The organism is Metallosphaera javensis (ex Sakai et al. 2022) (genome assembly GCA_021654415.1).
GTDB lineage: Archaea > Thermoproteota > Thermoprotei_A > Sulfolobales > Sulfolobaceae > Metallosphaera > Metallosphaera javensis.
This window is the reverse complement of record AP024487.1, coordinates 2,329,683-2,348,058: the sequence shown is the minus strand read 5'-3', so window position 1 is coordinate 2,348,058 and position 18,376 is coordinate 2,329,683. Positions and strand designations below refer to the sequence as shown.

At 45.4% G+C, this 18,376-nt stretch carries 19 protein-coding genes; 8 read left to right on the top strand and 11 right to left on the bottom strand.

The features are described 5' to 3' along the window. Window positions 1-25: 25 nt before the first annotated feature. Window positions 26-775: a metallophosphoesterase gene (locus QVC96_RS13245; protein ID WP_287689516.1), complete on the top strand. Its 750-nt coding sequence runs from the start codon at window positions 26-28 to the stop codon at window positions 773-775. 27 nt (window positions 776-802) lie between these two features. Here QVC96_RS13245 and QVC96_RS13240 read toward each other — a convergent pair whose 3' ends face one another. Then, entirely contained in the window at window positions 803-1,687 is an 885-nt protein-coding gene (locus QVC96_RS13240; RefSeq protein WP_238025980.1) for a transcription initiation factor IIB, read from the bottom strand. 5 nt (window positions 1,688-1,692) lie between these two features. Next, entirely contained in the window at window positions 1,693-1,974 is a 282-nt protein-coding gene (locus tag QVC96_RS13235) for a Gar1/Naf1 family protein (protein WP_238025981.1), read from the bottom strand. 822 nt (window positions 1,975-2,796) lie between these two features. On the opposite strand from QVC96_RS13235, the gene QVC96_RS13230 reads away from it, so the two are divergent. Further along, a complete protein-coding gene (locus QVC96_RS13230) occupies window positions 2,797-3,705 on the top strand; it encodes a coiled-coil protein (RefSeq protein ID WP_238025982.1) in 909 nt (302 codons plus the stop codon). Next, complete coding sequence (locus QVC96_RS13225) at window positions 3,680-4,726, top strand: DUF373 family protein (RefSeq protein WP_238025983.1); 1,047 nt, start codon at window positions 3,680-3,682, stop codon at window positions 4,724-4,726. The genes QVC96_RS13230 and QVC96_RS13225 overlap by 26 nt, the downstream gene beginning before the upstream one ends. On the opposite strand, the gene QVC96_RS13220 is transcribed toward QVC96_RS13225, so the two are convergent. After that, complete coding sequence (locus QVC96_RS13220; RefSeq protein ID WP_238025985.1) at window positions 4,723-4,932, bottom strand: DUF5622 domain-containing protein; 210 nt, start codon at window positions 4,930-4,932, stop codon at window positions 4,723-4,725. The genes QVC96_RS13225 and QVC96_RS13220 overlap by 4 nt on opposite strands. A gap of 23 nt (window positions 4,933-4,955) precedes the next feature. Further along, on the bottom strand, window positions 4,956-5,519 hold the full coding sequence (locus QVC96_RS13215; RefSeq protein ID WP_080512771.1) for a TATA-box-binding protein: 564 nt from the start codon (window positions 5,517-5,519) through the stop codon (window positions 4,956-4,958). A gap of 322 nt (window positions 5,520-5,841) precedes the next feature. On the opposite strand from QVC96_RS13215, the gene QVC96_RS13210 reads away from it, so the two are divergent. Then, the gene (locus tag QVC96_RS13210) at window positions 5,842-6,222 is read left to right on the top strand and encodes a winged helix-turn-helix domain-containing protein (protein WP_425597958.1); all 381 of its coding nucleotides are present in this window, start codon (window positions 5,842-5,844) and stop codon (window positions 6,220-6,222) included. 161 nt (window positions 6,223-6,383) lie between these two features. Here QVC96_RS13210 and QVC96_RS13205 read toward each other — a convergent pair whose 3' ends face one another. From QVC96_RS13205 to QVC96_RS13185, 5 genes are read right to left on the bottom strand one after another with little or no spacing between them, the layout of a single operon-like run. Beyond that, window positions 6,384-7,514 (bottom strand): tRNA (guanine(26)-N(2))-dimethyltransferase, encoded by a 1,131-nt coding sequence (locus QVC96_RS13205; RefSeq protein ID WP_287689515.1) that lies wholly within the window; start codon window positions 7,512-7,514, stop codon window positions 6,384-6,386. Beyond that, window positions 7,492-8,391 (bottom strand): helix-turn-helix domain-containing protein, encoded by a 900-nt coding sequence (locus tag QVC96_RS13200; RefSeq protein WP_238025987.1) that lies wholly within the window; start codon window positions 8,389-8,391, stop codon window positions 7,492-7,494. The genes QVC96_RS13205 and QVC96_RS13200 overlap by 23 nt, the downstream gene beginning before the upstream one ends. A 1-nt stretch (window position 8,392) precedes the next feature. Then, window positions 8,393-8,806: a DUF61 family protein gene (locus tag QVC96_RS13195; protein WP_238025988.1), complete on the bottom strand. Its 414-nt coding sequence runs from the start codon at window positions 8,804-8,806 to the stop codon at window positions 8,393-8,395. A 4-nt stretch (window positions 8,807-8,810) separates the two neighbouring features. Next, window positions 8,811-9,512 (bottom strand): fibrillarin-like rRNA/tRNA 2'-O-methyltransferase, encoded by a 702-nt coding sequence (locus QVC96_RS13190; protein WP_287689514.1) that lies wholly within the window; start codon window positions 9,510-9,512, stop codon window positions 8,811-8,813. 11 nt (window positions 9,513-9,523) lie between these two features. Beyond that, a complete protein-coding gene (locus QVC96_RS13185; protein ID WP_238025990.1) occupies window positions 9,524-10,750 on the bottom strand; it encodes a C/D box methylation guide ribonucleoprotein complex aNOP56 subunit in 1,227 nt (408 codons plus the stop codon). Window positions 10,751-10,821: 71 nt separating this feature from the next. Here QVC96_RS13185 and QVC96_RS13180 point away from each other — a divergent pair, with 71 nt between their 5' ends. The 4 genes from QVC96_RS13180 to QVC96_RS13165 are packed head-to-tail and all read left to right on the top strand — an operon-like array spanning window position 10,822 to window position 15,302. Next, a complete protein-coding gene (locus QVC96_RS13180; RefSeq protein ID WP_238025991.1) occupies window positions 10,822-10,995 on the top strand; it encodes a 30S ribosomal protein S30e in 174 nt (57 codons plus the stop codon). A 34-nt stretch (window positions 10,996-11,029) separates the two neighbouring features. Next, entirely contained in the window at window positions 11,030-12,346 is a 1,317-nt protein-coding gene (gatD, locus tag QVC96_RS13175) for a Glu-tRNA(Gln) amidotransferase subunit GatD (RefSeq protein WP_287689513.1), read from the top strand. Next, a complete protein-coding gene (gatE, locus tag QVC96_RS13170) occupies window positions 12,339-14,231 on the top strand; it encodes a Glu-tRNA(Gln) amidotransferase subunit GatE (protein ID WP_287689512.1) in 1,893 nt (630 codons plus the stop codon). Before gatD ends, gatE begins: the two co-directional genes overlap by 8 nt. A 57-nt stretch (window positions 14,232-14,288) precedes the next feature. Continuing rightward, window positions 14,289-15,302: a hypothetical protein gene (locus tag QVC96_RS13165; protein ID WP_287689511.1), complete on the top strand. Its 1,014-nt coding sequence runs from the start codon at window positions 14,289-14,291 to the stop codon at window positions 15,300-15,302. Here the strand turns inward: QVC96_RS13165 and QVC96_RS13160 are convergent. Together QVC96_RS13160 and QVC96_RS13155 are read right to left on the bottom strand one after the other, a co-directional pair. Next, window positions 15,289-15,663, bottom strand: a complete 375-nt coding sequence (locus QVC96_RS13160; RefSeq protein ID WP_238026070.1) for a transcriptional regulator — start codon at window positions 15,661-15,663, stop codon at window positions 15,289-15,291. The genes QVC96_RS13165 and QVC96_RS13160 overlap by 14 nt on opposite strands. A 121-nt stretch (window positions 15,664-15,784) precedes the next feature. Beyond that, complete coding sequence (locus QVC96_RS13155) at window positions 15,785-18,256, bottom strand: adenosylcobalamin-dependent ribonucleoside-diphosphate reductase (RefSeq protein WP_287689510.1); 2,472 nt, start codon at window positions 18,254-18,256, stop codon at window positions 15,785-15,787. Window positions 18,257-18,376 lie beyond the last annotated feature (120 nt).

Sequence of the window (18,376 nt, the reverse complement as noted above, 5' to 3'; positions counted from 1 at the left end):
GAGCTGGAATAAGGGTGTATCGGACTTGGTCAGCATAGTCAGGGACTTAGAGGTGGAGGAGGATTTACCCGTTATCTACGCTAGGCGCCTAAACTCGATCATTCTGTCAGATGTTCACATAGGCTATGAGGAGGAAATGGCTTCAAAGGGGATTTTCCTGCCAAGGATACAGAAGAAGAGATTCCTTGCGATTTACAGGAGGGCTCTGGATGTGTTCAAGACCAATAAGATAATTATTAATGGTGATATGAAGCATAGATTTAACGGGCTTGGTAGGCAGGAGAAGGAAGATCTCACTGAGATATTCAAGGACATGAAGGAAATGGGCGCTTCCGTGAAGCTGGTAAGGGGAAATCACGATAACTATATTTCTCTAGTTGCGGAAAAATTTGATAATGTTGAACTTCTAGATGAGGTTGAGAGTGAGGATTTGTTCATTTTCCACGGACATAGGGAGATAGAGCCTAAGGAGAACAGGATTTATATTATAGGACATGAGCATCTTCGGATCTCAATAAGGGACAAACTGGGATTCGCCAAAAAATTTCCATGCTTCCTGGTCTCACCTCTTGCGGGAAACTCCTATGTAATAGCCCTCCCTGCCCTCGGTGGATATCAATCAGGCAATGATATTTCCCTAGTTCATTCAGGATACATGAGTCCCTTGATGAAAAAGCACGCAATTCTGGAAAAAGCAAAACCCTTTGTAATAGTGGAGAATGAGGGAATAATGGAGTTCCCCGAATTAAACCTTCTAAAAAATATTATACTGTAAACATTCACCAAAATTACTATAAAAGGCTTAAAGATAGACCTCAACATCAAGGGCGCTAATTATCTCCTTGTATCTGTTCCTGATAGTAACCTCGGTGATATTTAGACTCTCTGCAAGCTCCTTCTGGGTCTTCTTATGATCTAGTATGGTGCTTGCCAGATAGACCGAGGCCGCAGCGACTGAGAGGTAACCCTTCCCGCTGGTTATTGCATTCTTCACCAAAATGGACGCTATCTCCGCTGCCATCGTTCCCACATGCTGAGGTAACTTAGCTTTATTGACAATGTCCGGTATGTGTTCCAAGGGGGAAGGTCCTCCGAAGTTAGAGAAGAATGAACCCTTTTGCATTACGTTCTGAACTCTGGCCGAGGCTTTCCAGAAGGAGCTGGAATCCACATTGAAAAGCTTCTTTACCTCATTTAACTGCAACGGAATCTTGTACAATCTGCTCACATAGAATATTGTGGCTGCAATTAATGCGTACATATCTATCCTTCTGGCAAGACCAGAGTCAATCAATCTCTTTATTACCCCGGCCGCCGTCTCCTTAACGTATCCAGGCAATCCCAGCTTGGCAGCCTCACTGTTAAGTTGCGACAGATATGTTACGAGTTTCTTGTCCTTTGATGTAACCCTCGACTTGTTCTGTAGCCTCTGAAGCCTGATCGCCTTCATTCTATCCTTTACTCTTCCGCCTCCGATTAAAGTGGAAAATCCCTGGTCATGAACCCTGTCTGTAACTCCTGCTCCCACTCTTCTTTTCTTGTTCCTGTCGCCCGCATCGAATTCTCTCCATTCGGGACCCTGATCTATGACGTTCTCCTCTATTACAGTCCCATCCCTGGCACATACGTAGTTCCCGCGTTCTGCATCGAAGATAATCTCATTTCCCTGGCAAACTGGACATATCATCTGCCTCACCTTCTGTTTTTCTTGGAATGTTTACGCTGTGGAATTTCAAGAAATAGCTTTCTTGGGGGTGTAGAATCTGATATGGATTCTGCGAGTATGTATGGCCTGTTAACGTTTCCTAGAACATCTAGTACCTTGCCAACTCTCCTTTGACTGGCATCAAGCAATACAAGCCCCGATGGGTCATTTCTGGAATAATCGTAATTCGCATCGGCTTTAATGAGCCACTTATCACCTAGGACAAGTGACTCAAATTCTCCTATGGGAATTATTTTTGTGCTCCTCACAAGTGAAGATAGATGTCATTCCTTCACTTATATCTAGTAGCAGATAATACCAACGTAATTTGACGCGAAGATAATACCTGCTTGGGATGGGGATTACAAGCTTTTTTGTATATAAACGTTCCAGCGATTCACTGCGAATGAGGTAGAAATTAATGATATTTCATTTAATTTAGTATATACTTATCTTTTATCCTACCTGGTCTCAAATTATAAAGAAAATGTGTTAAATTAAAGAATCTTTTTGTTTTGGCATATTTGGTCTCTCACCTTCCCAGTGATTGGGCCTTTGTCTCCTAAGCGTTGTGCAGTTGAATGGAGGTATGATAGACACTGAACACTTTGTGAATTACTCCACCCTCACGGATGGGGTTTCTTGGTTCATTGACCATGCTCGATCCCCTCCACTCACAGCGTCGAATGGAACCCATCCTTGACGCCCGGTGTGGGAGGGTTAAGGTGGAATTGGTCTCCGCAAGCTTGACTTCGGTTCCATCCCTAGGTGGCCATCCCATGGCTATTACCACATGATGGGGTTTTGCAGGCTACAGTTGATTTACGCATTATCATTCAAAACCCCTATATATAATGGGGAGTATCCATTCCTCACGGATGGGTCTTGCACCCCCTTAACTCCAAAAGAGATAAAGGTTCGGAAAATCTCGCCCTTCGGAGCGAGGTAGCTCACTCTATGGGTCTATGCGGTGAATCGGCAGGGCATCTCACTTCATTGTGATGAAACCATGTCCACCAATCTTGAACAGACATTTGAATCAAGACAATTCTAGGAAAAGTTATTAACGGAGTACTCTTTATGTAACCCTGATGAGCAATCCGCCAGCAGAGGCCACGGAAGAAAGCATTTACAAGAAGATATCTGACGTGAGGAATGAGATTTCAGTCCTTAGGGAGAAAAGATATGCCTCAATTGAGGAGATAAGAAAGTTAAGACAGAAGAAGAGCGAAAAGATAGAGAGATTGAAAGCCGTAAGGTTACAGCTCAAGACTGTTTTCGAGGAATACACCTCAAGGGTAAACGAGTTGAAGGAATTAAAACAGAAGAAGGAACAAATCTTTGAAGTAATTAAGGAAATGAGGAAAGAGTTCGAGGAACTGAGAAACCTCATGAAAAAGACTCAGGGGCTAAATCCAGATCTACTGGAGAAAAGGATAAAGAGCCTTGAATGGAGAATACAGACCTCTTCTCTAACACTTGAAGAAGAAAAGAAGCTGATTCAGAGAATAGCTGACATGGAGAGAAGGCTAAACGAAGCCAAGAAAATCCTCAAGGTAAAGGAGAAGGGTAACGAGGAGAGGGCAGAGTTCCTTGCAAAGAGAATAGAGCTGGCCACTATCAGACAGAGGATATCTTCGCTAATTTCAGAAATTGGTGAGAAAAGGAAGACTTTGAAGAGTTTGAGGGATGAGAGGAACAAGTTGGTTAAGGAGCTTGATGAGCTGACCTCTCAGATAGAGGCTAAGAGTAAGGAAATTGACGAGTTACAGAAACAGATAGAAACAAAAAGTAAGGAGCTTGATGAGCTCATAAAGGCCAGGAAGGCCTTAGAACAGGGAGTTAGTGCCCCCAGGGCTAACGTTGCCGAGATCATGGAGAAGAGGAAGAAGGTTGCAGAGGAGAAACTGAAGAAGGGAGAGAGACTGACGTTCGAGGAAATATACGCCCTTTATGGGGACCATCGGGGTAATAATGAAGACGGCGATAATTTACATTGATATAGACGATGATTTAAGCAGGGCTGGTGTTTCTACCCCAGTTATAGGTGAGACAAAGGCCAGAGAGGCCATAGAGAAGTCATCGAGGTTCTTGGCCTTAGATTCAGACTTCAACACCATGGTAACCGCATTCAACATATACCTTAACATGAAGGAGAACGGGGAAGATGTTGAGATAGTGTTCGTTGCAGGCTCACAGAGAGGTGGGCTAGATTCTCAAATGAGCCTGTCAAAGCAAGTTGATGAGGTTATTAGGTCCGTCAAGCCAGATCAGGCTATCCTGGTATATGATAGCCCGGAAGATGCGAAGGCTATCCCTGTCATTGAGAGCAGGCTGAAAATAGTGGGGATAGAAAGGGTTATAGTGGAACAGCACAGAGGAGTTGAGGAAACTTACATCCTTCTTGGAAAATATCTGAAGAGGCTGGTAACTGAAAGCAGATATTCTAGACTATTTCTGGGGGTTCCCGGGATAATTCTCTTCGTCTCCAGTATATTGGCCATTGCAGGCCTAACCGCTTACGTTCTTCCCTCAATACTTCTGGTCCTAGGAGGAGCCATGTTGGTTAGGGGATTTGGGATAGATGATGCCATTGAAAGATGGTGGGAAAACTCGACTATCATGGTCATTGTGGCAATCCTTTCCTCCATATCCCTGGTGCTGGCCATAATCAACGGTTACCTTGTCGCTTCCACAGCTGGACCTCTCTCCATGAAATCGGTTTCGTCTACATTGCTCGCCATATTGCCGTATCTAACCTTCTCCATCATCATCTTGTACTCCGGTAAACTGTTGTCTAGAGCTCTCTCAAAGGACATAAGGATCTGGCACGATCTCTTGAAGATATTGGCATCCATACTTGCGTATTTTGTCCTCACGGGGCTTCTAAGAAACCTTGAAAGTGGCGCCTACATAATTCAGATACAGTCATTTTACCTTCTTCTTCTTTCATCATTCATTCTCATTGCTACCTATTTTGTTCTTTCCAGCTTTGAGAAAAACAGACTCAAGTCAACTTAAGAAATTCCCTTTAGCTTTTCCCTAACTTCAAGGGGAAGATCGTCCATTTTTAGAACTTTCGCATCTCTGCTTTTCTTGGCAACCAAGCTGTTAAGTACGATGTATCTTTCTGGACTATTTTCATCCTTGTTCTTAAGAACCCTCAACTTAGCATACCTGGATTTTCCTACCTCCACGTAGACGTACTTTTCGTGTTTAAGAGCCATGGTCTCACTTACACCTCACTATTTTAAATTTCTAATTCCTCTTCTTCTTCCACTGCCTTGATGCAGTCCAGCTCCTCTAATTTGTCAAAGATTTTCTTTACTGCCTTATACACCTCGTCTTCTCTCTTGGCCCCAGTTATCACCATTTTACCACTACTGAAAATTAGAAGGACCACCCTAGGTTCATCCATTCTGAAGATAAGACCTGGAAACTGCTCTGGTTCATACATGTTATTCTCGAGCAGGAAAGCTGCCTTATCCAGATTCACATGAACGTGCATATTGGCGGAGGCAACTATGTTCTGGATCTGTATCTTAGGTTTACCACCTATTCTAATTCCGTATCTTCTAAGGCTCTTTATTATCCTCTTAACCGCCTTGATCAACTCCTCCGTGCTCTTGGCACCGGTAACAACCATTTTCCCGGACTTGAAGATCAGGGAAGTTACCTTAGGACTCTCAAGCCTGAATATTAGGCCTGGAAACTGATCTGGATCATACTCAACGTTTGGAACGCTTCTCTCCATGGCGTAAAGGTCTAGAGTTTGTTCCAAGGTTACTGTTGCTACAATGTTTTCAATACTTATTATTGGCTTATAAGCCGGCGAGTTGGAAATACAGAGTCACCAGTAATATAGTTTTTATACTGCTTTATAAACTCCAGCTTTTTAATTCCCTTGTAATCAAGACAAGTGCAAGGGAAGATTTTTAGAGGGTTCTAATTTTAAGCTAGAGTACTCGAGTGGCTTGGAAGATCCCTTTGCTCAAGATACCCATTAGCCCACAATTTCTACTTCTAGTGAATGATTAAACATGCATGTTGGCTTAACACCTCACGGATGAACGGTAGTAAAGTAAATAAGGCGGTGATCACATATTATAGAATTAGCCAACGCAGGTGTTAGTGCTTTGGAATCAAAAGTTTCAATGGAAAAGGAGGAGTTAATTCACAAGAAAATCCTTGAGAGCGGTGAAGATGGTATTTCTCAACAGGAACTTGCGAAGAAACTAGGTCTATCCACAAGGGAACTTGCTACAATTATAAAGAAATTGATCGACAAAAAGATGATAGCCAAGAAGGCAATAAAGGAGAACGGAAAGAGCGTAATCAAGCTATTCGCCATAAGGACAGTTGAGGAATCGAGCATATATGTGAATCTGGATAGCATAGAGGAGATTCCCTGTTTCTCCTGTAAACTTTTGTTTAAGTGCGATAACGGAGCGCACGTGAATCCTAGTTCTTGTACCAAGCTTTCCTCTTGGATACTCTCCATGGACATGTTAGGTTAATATGTGGGCCTAGCTCGGTTTATTGCGTATTTCACGTTAAAGGCTCCTTAAATACACAATGTGGGGTACCTCCTAATATTTCGGACTACCAAGGTTCTCCGCTTTCTCATGTTTAGACAGAAATTGATTCTTTGTTCAATTCAGTTCTGTTTAGGTGCTAGTCACGTCCTTGCGGATAACATTTTAATGCACTCTATGACCTCTGGAAATTCCCTGGATGTCTTGAATCCCCTGGGGTCGAAATGGGTCCTAACCCCATCTAAGCATTGCAGGAGTGAGAACATGGAAGGCATATTTACCTTTAGCCTGGAAGCCAACACATCGACCCTGTAGTATGGTCCAAATCTATTCTCCATCCCTAATCTTTCCAAAAGTTTAGATATCATCTCAAAATTTTGAAGATAAGAAAATCCCGTGAGCTTGTTTTTCATTTCTTCCAAAAATTCCTGATCGTTAAGCTCTCCAACCCATGCTGGACCATAATACTTCAGTTCCCCACCACAAACAGGACATTTTCGCTCGCATCCTTCAACACTCATGAAGGAGTAACCACATAGACCACATTCATAAAGAGTCCCGAGACTTTCTAGGCTCCTGTCGGCCCTCTTAGCTCCATCCTCCATCTTAACGAATAGCCTGTAATAGTAGTCATGATAGAAACCCATGAGGGGCTTTATTCCCTTTTCCTGCACTGATGCCTCTCTAGCTATTTTAGCCAGCAAGACTCTCAATCCAGCCTCCTTGGAATAACTCAATTTACTCCCAGATACGCCATATTTCCTTCTGGAAGAGGTTCTAGATTTTCCCTCAAGTGCTGAGAGATCGGTGGCAGTCACCCCTAGAACTCCTTTCCTTCTTAAGGACGAGATTGCGGAGAAAAGAAAGGGAGCAGGAGATCCAAAGGGATCCAGATCTGTGTAGCCCACCTTAACCTGATGCATTAGGGAGTTGGCATCGGACTTAACTACCTTACCCTTGACCCCGTTCAGTTCCAAGTTCTTTGAGATTAACTCCACGGATACTGGATTCTTATCATTAAGGATGACCTCTCCCTCAATCCTACTCTCCACGACGTACCTGATTCCCCTAACACCTGTTGCTGACATGGCATCCAAAACAGAAGGCGGAGATACTACCGAAACCGCTAAGACACTAACGTCCCTATTAAAGGTCATTCTGGGGTTGTAAAATACCGGAGACCAAGCTGGATCAAACTTACCTTCCCTAGAGAATTGAGAAGGATCTGGGACAAGAAGCCTTACCTTTCCCTCAATCACTTCTATTAATTTCATTGCTGAGGCTGTCGATGCTTTCGGAGGTGAGAATTTTAAACCCATCCTTATCTAGCCTTTTCGCTGTAGAGTTACTCCTGACCACTATCACCAGTTCTGACATCAACTCATTTGCTATTTTTGATGCCTCTCTCAACTTCTTCTCCATTTGATCCTGGGTCTTTGGTTCCACTGTAACCAAGATCCTTTTTGTGCCCTTGGACGCAACAACGTCCACCGCGGTGAACCTGACGGAAGCTGAGGCAAACCCAGCGTCAGTCAGGTTCTTTGCTATCCTAGAACTGATAGTATCAGCTGATTGGGACTCTGTCTCCAATCTAGGGATGGCATCATCACACACATCACCTATAACCTCATCCCCGAAGAGGTCAATCAGCTTCTCGGCAACTTCTATGGAGACGTCTGACTCGCCGTTTTCATAGTCGTAAATGGTTTTCCTGGTTACACCAAGAATCTTGGATAGATCTCCCATACTGTAGTTCATCTCTGTCCTTTTCCTTCGGAGGACATCTGACCTGATTTTAATGAATATGCCACCTCGTGTTCTATAGATGAAAATTTTCTCCCCTCTCAATGCCTTTGCTAGGCCTTCCACTGATAACCCAACCACGTTATCCTTACCTATTGCTATGTCCTCTTCCGTGTCATCCGTTACCATAACCGGCATGCTCCCCAGCACCGCTGAGAAGTTCTTTAGATCCCTGGTCTCATCCTTGGAGGGCCTATCATTGGATATCTTTATCACGAACCTTCTCAATTTTCCTCTTGCGATTATATCTATGGATTTCCTGTTCTTTTCAGGGTATTCTATCAGAGTATAACTTATACCTTCCTTCTCTAGTACGTCTAGTACCTCGTCCAGCATTCCAGGTATCATTTTAGATACCTTCCTTTTCTTCGTTCACTACAGAAATACTATCATAACCAAGGGTAATAAATATTAATGATTTAAATTCCCTTAAAAGGGATTCCATTTGTCCCACAGAAATTACGTTACCCGAAATGTTAAGGATGGAGGAGATGGCCTTCATATCCCACTCCGATCCATTAATTGAGTACTCTCCAGGAGTGGATAATTTCACCACAATGAAGGGGATTCTCACCATGGACCAAAGATATAGGGGAACAGCACTGGAGAGCTTCTTAACCTCGTCTGGATCAAATTTATGTTTAAAACCATTATTCAAGGTTATTTCCAGTTTTCCATCCATGGCTTCCTTTAGCGTGACGTACTCTGCGGGCATGGAATCTAGGATATCCCTTAATCCCAGTTGGAAAATTTTATCGAACAAGGATCTAGCCCTTGAACTTAGCTAGCACCATAGCGTGATCCTTGTCATATGGATTCAGGTTAACAATCTGCATTATGTCAAAACCCTCATTTCTCAGTTTCTCCGCTTCGGCCTTGAATACCTCCGTGGGATCCTTTGTGACATCTATGCTTCTGGCCTTTATCGCCAGAAGGAGATGTCCATTATCTTTTAGGAAATATCTTGCATTATATATTGCAATATCTGTCTGATCTGGTTGGGCAATATCCACGTAAAGCACATCAGCATCCTCAACCAAGGACGAGTAGTTCTGTGGAAACCTGGCATCGGCCAGAATTGGGAACAGATTGGGTCTATGCTGAGCAACTAGAATCAGTTCTCTCACTACCCTAGGAGAGAACTCAACGCCGTAAACCTTCCCCTCATTCTCAACTATGTCTGAGATGTGGCTTGGGGTTGTACCTGAGGCTGCACCTAAATAGAGAACCTTTGATCCTTTCTTTACAGGATTTTCCTTCAATCCCTTTAGGATAGCCCCTGCCAACTTACTCCTGAAGGCATTCCATTCCCTATACTCAACCCCGTCATAGTTCACGGTTCTCTCTCCGTACACCGTGAATCCTTTGGCCAAGTTCTTTGTGCAAAGCCTCACTGTACCATCGACATAGACGCATTCGTAAACGTTCTCCATTTCGGTTTTTTTAACCGTGTCCAGCAGTTCTGACATAATCACTCAACCTACCTTTTCTTTCCTTTCTTCCCCTTTTTATGTTCTCTTTTATCGAACCTTTTCCCCTCTTCCTTAGGTTGCTGTTTCTTGGGTGGTGGCTGTGCATACTTTGTCTTGATTTCCTCTATTCTCTTGTTCACCTGTTCCACAAGCTGAGTCCCCACAAATCTCCCGCTATAGGCATCTATCCTTGACGCTATTGCCAACTTGGCAGCTAGAGCTCTAGCAATCTTCCCCCTCTGCCATCTTGGAGACACGTGAATCGCTGGATATTGGAAAATGATTCCATGTTTAGGAGGCCTGCTTCCACTCTTAAGTGCCCTGAAGAGCGCTTTTTCTGCTCCTAACACCTGGATGGTGCTAGCTGGCATCTTGGATAGTTCCTCAAGACTCCCTGCCAAGCTCAACAGTCTAGCCCCAAGGGTTGGACCCACCAGCTCAGTCACGTTGGGGGCTACCTCCCTCATGATTGAGTCCAAGTAATCATAAAGTGAGTTCCTGAGCTTGAAAAGAGACAAAATCGTATTTGCCAGATCCCTGATGGAGTTTATATCAGCGTCAGAAATATCTGCTCCTATACTCTTCTTGGCGGCGTCCGCAAGCTTCTTGGCCTTTTGCTCGTTAAGGCCTATCTCGGTTAACGTCTCTACCGTTACATTATCCCTATAGCCAGCTAGAGAGACCACCTTGGCATACTGCTCGTGATCTTCAATCAACTTGTCCGCTTCTGGGAAGTGTATGCTATACCACTCTCTTAACCTTTCTGAGAAAAGGTTAATCGTCTTATCAATGTCATCTATGGCCCTTATGGCCTGTATGGCTAGAAGGTCCCTCTTCTGGGCAGCCTTTCTCAGCTTCCTTCTCGTGTATTCCAAAGAAACCTGATAAAGGAAATTATATACCTCTCCTGGGTTTTCCGCGAATTTTGCCTTTACTGCAAGTTCAGCGAGGGAGCCCCTCAGGGCCCTAGCCCCCACGTGGTGGGGTTTGGATACGACCTTAACTCCCAGTGACTGCATCCTTGAGCTCTCCGTCTCGCTCTCCACAACTACCTCTGACGGTTTCAATTTCTGAATCAATTCCATAGTGGAGGGCATAGGTTCGCCCTTTTCCACGTTTATTAGAATGTCAACCACCTTGCCCAGTTCCTTTGGATTAAGGACATAATCCAGAAGGTTCCCTGATTCGTCAAAGGCAAAGGATCCTATCGTGTGCTCAGCCAAATAAATTTTCATTGAGTAAAGCCCGGATGTAGGTAAAGCTCTAAGTTTAAATGTCTTGTTTTACCACATATACTGGATAGTAAATGCCATCTCACGGTTCGTTAACAAAGGCCGGGAAAGTTAGGGGACAGACCCCAAAGATCCAACCAAAGGAGAGACATAAGGAAGTGCCGAGGGTCAGAAACAGAATAGAGTACGAGAAGAGAGTTCTTAAGCAATCAACTCAGAAACCACAACGTGCACCCAGAAGGATGTAAGGTTTTTTAAATATTTTCTCTTATACCCTGTAAAATGTTAGAAGGTTATAGGGGAAAGGCTCTAGAGTTACTTTCTTCCTTAGGGGCTGATATAGGGGACGTATTACAGGTCTATAACGATAAGGTTAATGTGAAGGGAATCCTCATGCCGTCATATTCCCGTGACGATTCTGTAGTAGTTCTTAAGCTGGACAACGGGTACAACGCTGGGTTTTCGGTAAATAAGGTCAAGGTCACTCTCCTAGGGAGAGGCAATAAAGTCGTAGAAAGGAAGGGCCACGAAGTGTCTCGTCCTGGAAAAGTGAAGATAATCAGCACTGGAGGTACAATCGTGAGTAAGGTGGAGTACGAGACTGGGGCAGTTAGACCTGCGCTAAGCACGGAGGAGATCATTAGATTCGTTCCAGAAATCGAGGAAATCACCTCGATCTCCGCTGAGGTTCTTTTCAGTATCCTCAGCGAGAACATGAAACCTGAATTCTGGGTAAAGATAGCGGAGGCCGTCAAGAGAGCCTTTGATGAGGGAAGTGAAGGGGTTGTTGTTGCTCACGGAACAGATACCATGAGCTATACCGCTGCGGCCCTAGCTTTCTCCCTGCGTCTGCCAGGGCCTGTGGTACTTGTGGGTTCACAGAGAAGTAGCGATAGGCCCAGTAGTGATTCCGGGATAAACCTTGTTTCATCGATACTGTTGGCCAAGGAGGCTCCCTTCGGAGAGGTGGTGGTCAATATGCACGGGGAAAGCTCAGACACATACACACTGGCCCACAGGGGTGTGAAGGTAAGGAAAATGCACACGAGTAGAAGGGATGCCTTCCAGAGTATCAATGATCACCCCTTGGCTAAGGTACTTTGGAAGGAAAAGACTGTGAAGGTATTAAGAGACGATTACATCAAGAAATCTGATGGGGTGGAGGTCAACGCAAAATTCGATAGCAGGGTCTTTCTCTTGAAATTTTACCCAGGACTTAAACCCGACATTGTGGAGATTCTACTGTCTGCTGGTTATAGGGGTATAATAATCGAGGGAACTGGCCTGGGTCATACTTCCTCCGATTTCCAGGAGGCCTTTAGAAAGGCAGTTAAGGATGGGATATTCGTGGGAATGACTTCCCAGTGTCTCTTCGGAAGGGTAAACATGAATGTTTATCAGACTGGAAGGATGCTACAACAATCTGGGGTAGTTCCACTGGAGGACATGTTGCCCGAGGTTGCACTAGTTAAGCTGATGTGGGCCCTGGGCCAGACCTCAGACCTGAATGAGGTGAAGAGGATCATGTTAACCAACATGGTGGGCGAGTACAATCCAAGACACTCCTTGGATCATTTCCCGAGGTGGAAACATGAGTGAATACGAGAAGATGGGACTAAAGGTGGGGCTGGAAATACATCAGCAGATCAATACGTCCCATAAACTCTTCTGCGAATGCCCCACCACACTGGACGAGGAGAGTCAAGGCAAACTAGAGAGGTACTTGAGACCAGTGGTAAGCGAGTTGGGACAAGTTGATGTTGCAGCCTTCTTTGAGTGGGAAAAAGGGAAGAAAATAGTGTACGAAGTTCCGAGGAAGTCCAGTTGCCTCGTTGAGTGCGACGAAGAACCGCCCCACCCCATGAATTTGGACGCGATTAAGCTGGGTCTTGCCATGACTCTAGCATTCAACGGCGAGCCTGTGGACGAGATCTTCGTTATGAGAAAAACGGTTATAGATGGTTCAAATACCTCAGGCTTTCAGCGTACTGCAATAGTGGGACTTGGAGGGTATATCAAGGACGCTGAGGGCCTGGTGACCATACAGACCATCGCCATAGAGGAAGACGCTGCCAGAAAGTTAGAGGACACCCCCGATTCCGTCAAGTATAACTTGGATAGGCTAGGTATCCCTCTCATAGAGATCTCCACTGGTCCTGACATCAAAACTCCAGAACAGGCAAAGAGAGTGGCACTACTCATCGGTCAGATGCTGAGACTAACGGGGAGAGTGAAGAGGGGATTGGGAACCATAAGGCAAGACCTCAACGTTTCCATAGCTGGTGGAGTTAAAACGGAGATCAAAGGGGTCCAGGAGCTGGATATGATACCGAAGATCATAGAGAATGAAGCTAACAGGCAAAGGGAGCTACTGAAAATTAGGGATGAGTTGAGAACCAGGATTACAAGGGATGATTTTGAGAGGAAAGTGAAGGAGAAAGACCTTACAGGACTTTTCACCTCGTCTAGGAGCAGGCTTATCCAATCTGAGCTCAAGAAGGGCGGTAAGGTTCTTGGTTTACTTGCACCTGGATTTAAGGGAATTCTAGGAAGACAGGTGATGCCTGGAAGAAGGTTCGGGACTGAGGTATCAGATTACGTTAAGGCCCTGGCTGGACTAGGCGGAATATTCCATTCGGATGAGCTCCCCAACTATGGTATAGTGGAGGAAGAGGTTCAGAGAGTGGCTAAGGAGCTTGGAACGGGCGAGCTGGACGGTTTTATATTGGTCGTGGGTCCAGAGGAGAAGGTCAGAAAGGCGTTACAGGTCATTAGGGATAGGTTATCTCAGGCTTTTGAAGGAGTGCCCAAGGAGACTAGGGCAGCCAATGAAGATGGCACAAGCAAATTCATGAGACCTCAACCTGGATCAGCAAGAATGTATCCTGAAACGGATATTCCATCCATTCTTTCTAGGGAATTACTTGAAGATGCCAAGAAGATTATGCCGTCAACCCCGGAGCAGAAACTCAAGGAGCTCATGAAAATGGGTCTAAACGAGGAGCTGGCTAAACAGGTATTGAATAGTCCAAGGCTAGATCAATTTGAATATCTGACCAGAAAATACACCAATGTTTCCCCCACCATCGTTGCCACAACCCTAGAGAACACGCTAAAATACGTCAAGTCCCAAGGAGGTAATATAGACAAGATAACCGACGAGGACATTGAGACCGTAATAGCGAGTGTAAACCAAGGAAAGATAACCAAGGACTCCATTCCCCAGATACTTCTGGAGTACTCTACACCAAACTCTAACACCAAGATTGAGGCAGTTATCTCCAAATATTCCGGAATCTCTGAGGAGGAACTGATTAACTTAATCAGGGAGGTAGTGGCGCAGAACAGGGAAGAGGTGAAATCCAAGGGGGACAAGGCATTTAGCCTCCTCATGGGCAAGGTGATGGAGAGGGTTAGGGGAAGGGTAGAGGGAAAGAAAGTAGCAGAGCTAATAAGGAAAGTAATGAAAGATGAAACCGGATGACGAGTTACCCCCGAGCCTGAACGGTGAAGAAAAGGCATTTGTCTGACGGTGCATAGGATGTTGGAAGAGTTAGGTCTTGGACGGGATCAGTCCATCTACCTGGATGAGAGGCTACAGGCCATGGAACAGCTTCCCCTGGTTTCTAGGATACTGAATCTTTCGCTGGAATGGGACAGGTCGCTTTCCCTTCACGGTCCGGACGGAACGGTGGTTGAGGTCAGAGGGAGAGGGGAGGTCCATGAGGCGATGACACCACTGAGAGAGCATTCCATCCCTTGGAACTTCCAACGGATTGATCTGGATTCTCTCAAATCCATGGTTAGGGACCTCTTGCCCTGCGAAGAGGGGGAAGGATACCTGAACCCTTCTCCCTGGGAAAGGACAGTACTCCACTCTGGTAGACCCGTTAACCTAGCACCTGGGGAAGTGGGCCCTGGCAAGTTTCAGGAAGAGGTGAGTGTAACTGAACTTGTTCAAACTGGATTTTATAACGCTTTTTTTCACTACCTCAATCCCCTGTACATCTCTTCTACCGGATTGAGGTCCTTCGTTTCCATTGAGACATTCATGGTCTCGATTCAAGGAAGTTCCTCCTCCTACACCCTGTTTTCTAGCAGGCCGTTCACCATGGAATTTGAAACCGGGAGAGTCAAAGTGGATGGAGGTGCCGTTGTAAGGAGGTCCACGAGCTGGAGGGAGGCTAAACCCCACAGAATGGTTTGGGATACGGTTAACCAAGTTGTGGATCTGGATTGTAAGCCCAAGTACAAGGTATCCCTTCTGAGAATAGAGCCTTCCTCCGTTGTACCTCTTCACCTGAAATACGAAAACGGTAGATTACACATAACCCTGCTGAACCTAGATGACAAGCCCGTGGTATCAACCCTTTATCTACCCGCTAGAATAACAGGTGCATCCTTGCTGGACCCAAGGGATATATCCAGGGAAGGCGTGGAACCTGAATTTGATAGGGTCAAGATCCCCATAAGAAGATGGGGCCTTCTTTCGGCTACTCTTGAGATCAGGAGATTGCTTGAAGCCCTGCTAAAGAAAAAGATCATTTCAACATGAGATTAGTTTCGTAAAGGCAAGAGGGAAGGGATATTCCATTTCTCTTCAGTGCCTTCTTCCCCTCAGCGCAAAGTATACAATAATAGCTTGAAAGCTGAGCGCTACCACCCGAGGAACTTATCTTATCAACCAGATCACCTATCATCTCCATGAGCCTGGGATCCTTCTCTATTATGCTCTTTACTGCCGTGCCCCTCTTACCATTCATGTAATTGGCAACTGCAGCCGGGGTTATTCCCATGAGTAATGCTGCTCTATACAGTGGATATCCCTTGTCCTTTACCAGCTTGGTAGCAATAATTGAACGCATTGCTGGCAACAGCTCTTTTACAGAGTACTCGCAAGGTGGAACCAATGACATCGTCTTTACCATTAATCTATTATGAATACATGTATAAAAACATGAATATAGAGCCAGACTACAATTTGACTGCAGATAGAAGCAGAAAGATTTTCTCTAAAAACTAAAATGTATGATTAGGCTAGAGCTCACACGTCTTGCATCCGCCAGCGAAGTTCTCACTAACCTCCACGAACTTCTTTTCCATTCTGAGGGATGATGGCAAAGCCTTAGACTTCTCCTCCCTTTCCTTCTTTAACCCGAAGTAAATGACCTGCTGAGATTTAGACTTGTCCCTGTACACAGTTATGCCCTTTATTCCTAACTTCCAGGCCGTCATGTAAACCTTCTCCACTGTATCTGCGGGCTCTTCACTCCTCAGATTTATCGTCTTGGAGGTTCCAGAGTCGTTCCACTGTTGCCATGCTGCCTGATGCAGAACGTGATACATGGGTTCCACCTCGTGAGCAGTCCTGAACAGTCTCCTTATGGTCTTGGGCACAAACGGGTTATCACCCACCTCTCCTGTTTCAGCAATTTTCTTGACCACCTCCGGTGTGTCCAGTTCATATTTTCTCAGGTACTCTAGGAAGAGGGGATCAATCTCCATGAACTTTCCAACCGCCACATTCCTGATGAACGCCAATGCGAACAGGGGCTCAATAGATGATGACGTGCCAGCTATTATGGATATTGTACCCGTCGGAGCCACGGAGACCACGGTGGCGTTTCGCAGGCCATACTTGAGCCTCATGTCCTTGAGGACAGTGACGTCCAGTTTCTCGGCCTCTGACATCAATCTCTTTGCGTATTCTGAGGGTTTACCCCTGATCCCAGAAATGGCCAACATATCATCAAGTTCCCTAGCTGACTCCCATACATCCTTGTACCTTACTGGGTCGTATGCAGGGAAGGATCCCTTCTCCTTGGCCAGCTCAATGGAAGTCTTCATTGCGTGATAGTAAATGAACTTGGCCAGATAGTAGGACACGTAAACCGCATCAACACTGTCATATGGGATACCTAGTTTTATCAGTGCCCTGGCTAGACCCATCACGCCCAGTCCAACCTTTCTAGTCCTCTTGGTTGCCTGCTCTATTTGGGGTAGAGGATATCTATTGGCGTCCACCACGTTGTCAAGGAACCTTACTGCGTATCTTATGGTGTTGGCTAGGTCTTCCCAGTCAATGTATGGATTTCCATCTCTCTCCTTAACGAACTTCTCCAAATTGAGGGAACCCAAATTGCACGACTCCCAGGGCAGTAGCGGTTCCTCTCCACATGGGTTAGTGGCCTGGATCTTCCCCAGGTACCATGTGGGATGTCTCCTGTTGATCTCATCTATGAAGAGGAGACCTGGATCGCCGGAGTCCCAAGCGCCCTTAACTATTTGCTCGAAGATTGTCCTAGCGTTAACCCATCTTATCACGGCACCCTCCTTCTCCGCTATGGCTAATGCCTCGTCTACCGTGATTATCTTGCTCTCGTCCAAGTAAACTGGTCCCCTTTCCTCCAGCTCCCTGAGTATCTCCTCTTGGACCCACTCCTCACGCATATAGTTCCTTGCCTTGACAATGTAGTATTCGTGATCTGTACCGGGTATCTTGGTCTTCCTCGGGGTTATAAGAGGAACCTGCTCCTCCCTCATCACTGCCTCCATGAAGTAGTCATAAACGCCCACCGAAATGTTGAAGTTCTGAAGTTGAACGTCCTTCAATTCTCCAGTCTTGGCATGGATGAAATCCTCAATGTCAGCGTGCCAGGCATGCATAACGCCCATGTTAGCGCCACGTCTCTTACCTCCCTGTTTCACCACATCTGTGGAAACGTCAAATATTTTCATAAAGGAGACCGGGCCAGATGCAACTCCCGCAGTTGACGCCACAACATCTCCCTTGGGTCTCAACTCGGAGAAGTCGAATCCAGTTCCCCCACCCTGTTGATGGACCAATGCCATAGCCCTGAGTGTGTCATAGATACCATCTCCCGATGGAGAGGTCATGGAATCCCTGACCGGTAGAACGAAACATGCGGAGAGTATACCAAGTCTGGTTCCAGAGTTCATGAGGGCAGGAGTGTTGGGTACGAACTTGAGAGAGGACATTATCTCATAGAATTTCTGCATAGCGTCCTGCTGAACATTTTTGTCCTGCTCAACCTTAGCTAGATATGAGGCAACTCTCTTAAACATCATCTGAGGTGTTTCAATATACCTGAGAGTCTCAGGATCCTTCAGCAGGTACCTTGCCTCCAGCACCTTGAGCGCGTTATAGCTAATGAGAAGATCCTTAGGATCAAATTCGCCCCATTTTCCCTTCCCAAATACATGGTTGTAAATCCTGGCCAGAACATATTTTTTGGCTAGATCCATGAGTTCTGGATGCTCCAGGGAACCCTCAATCAGGTTCCTCTCCACAATATCTGCCAGTGATCTAGTATTTATTACATTGTCAGTAGAGTTCTGAACAACATCCTTCGCAATTCCGTCCACTATCTCATCGTGCAAGGGACCGAGCTTTGAGAGGATCTTTTCCAGCTTAAATTCCTCCCTCTTACCATCACGCTTTATGACAGATATCTTAGAGAGGGATAGTACACTGATGTCACTTTGCATGAGAATCTATATACTCTCTACCTTTTTTCATTTAACCATTTTCTTAGCGTGTTATGGTATTATCTCTCGCGGGTATTATTCTGAACTTGCCTTTGAGGGGGCCCTTCAATACAAGTTACC

What these genes read in the sequence shown, in the direction of transcription:
- gatE (WP_287689512.1), top strand. Translation starts at nt 12,339, where the DNA reads ATGAGTGAATACGAGAAGATGGGACTAAAGGTGGGGCTGGAAATACAT.
- QVC96_RS13190 (WP_287689514.1), bottom strand. Translation starts at nt 9,512, where the DNA reads ATGTCAGAACTGCTGGACACGGTTAAAAAAACCGAAATGGAGAACGTT.
- QVC96_RS13180 (WP_238025991.1), top strand. Translation starts at nt 10,822, where the DNA reads ATGCCATCTCACGGTTCGTTAACAAAGGCCGGGAAAGTTAGGGGACAG.
- QVC96_RS13240 (WP_238025980.1), bottom strand. Translation starts at nt 1,687, where the DNA reads ATGATATGTCCAGTTTGCCAGGGAAATGAGATTATCTTCGATGCAGAA.
- QVC96_RS13185 (WP_238025990.1), bottom strand. Translation starts at nt 10,750, where the DNA reads ATGAAAATTTATTTGGCTGAGCACACGATAGGATCCTTTGCCTTTGAC.
- QVC96_RS13165 (WP_287689511.1), top strand. Translation starts at nt 14,289, where the DNA reads ATGTTGGAAGAGTTAGGTCTTGGACGGGATCAGTCCATCTACCTGGAT.
- QVC96_RS13205 (WP_287689515.1), bottom strand. Translation starts at nt 7,514, where the DNA reads ATGAAATTAATAGAAGTGATTGAGGGAAAGGTAAGGCTTCTTGTCCCA.
- QVC96_RS13200 (WP_238025987.1), bottom strand. Translation starts at nt 8,391, where the DNA reads ATGATACCTGGAATGCTGGACGAGGTACTAGACGTACTAGAGAAGGAA.
- QVC96_RS13160 (WP_238026070.1), bottom strand. Translation starts at nt 15,663, where the DNA reads ATGTCATTGGTTCCACCTTGCGAGTACTCTGTAAAAGAGCTGTTGCCA.
- QVC96_RS13225 (WP_238025983.1), top strand. Translation starts at nt 3,680, where the DNA reads ATGAAGACGGCGATAATTTACATTGATATAGACGATGATTTAAGCAGG.
- QVC96_RS13220 (WP_238025985.1), bottom strand. Translation starts at nt 4,932, where the DNA reads ATGGCTCTTAAACACGAAAAGTACGTCTACGTGGAGGTAGGAAAATCC.
- gatD (WP_287689513.1), top strand. Translation starts at nt 11,030, where the DNA reads ATGTTAGAAGGTTATAGGGGAAAGGCTCTAGAGTTACTTTCTTCCTTA.
- QVC96_RS13155 (WP_287689510.1), bottom strand. Translation starts at nt 18,256, where the DNA reads ATGCAAAGTGACATCAGTGTACTATCCCTCTCTAAGATATCTGTCATA.
- QVC96_RS13230 (WP_238025982.1), top strand. Translation starts at nt 2,797, where the DNA reads ATGAGCAATCCGCCAGCAGAGGCCACGGAAGAAAGCATTTACAAGAAG.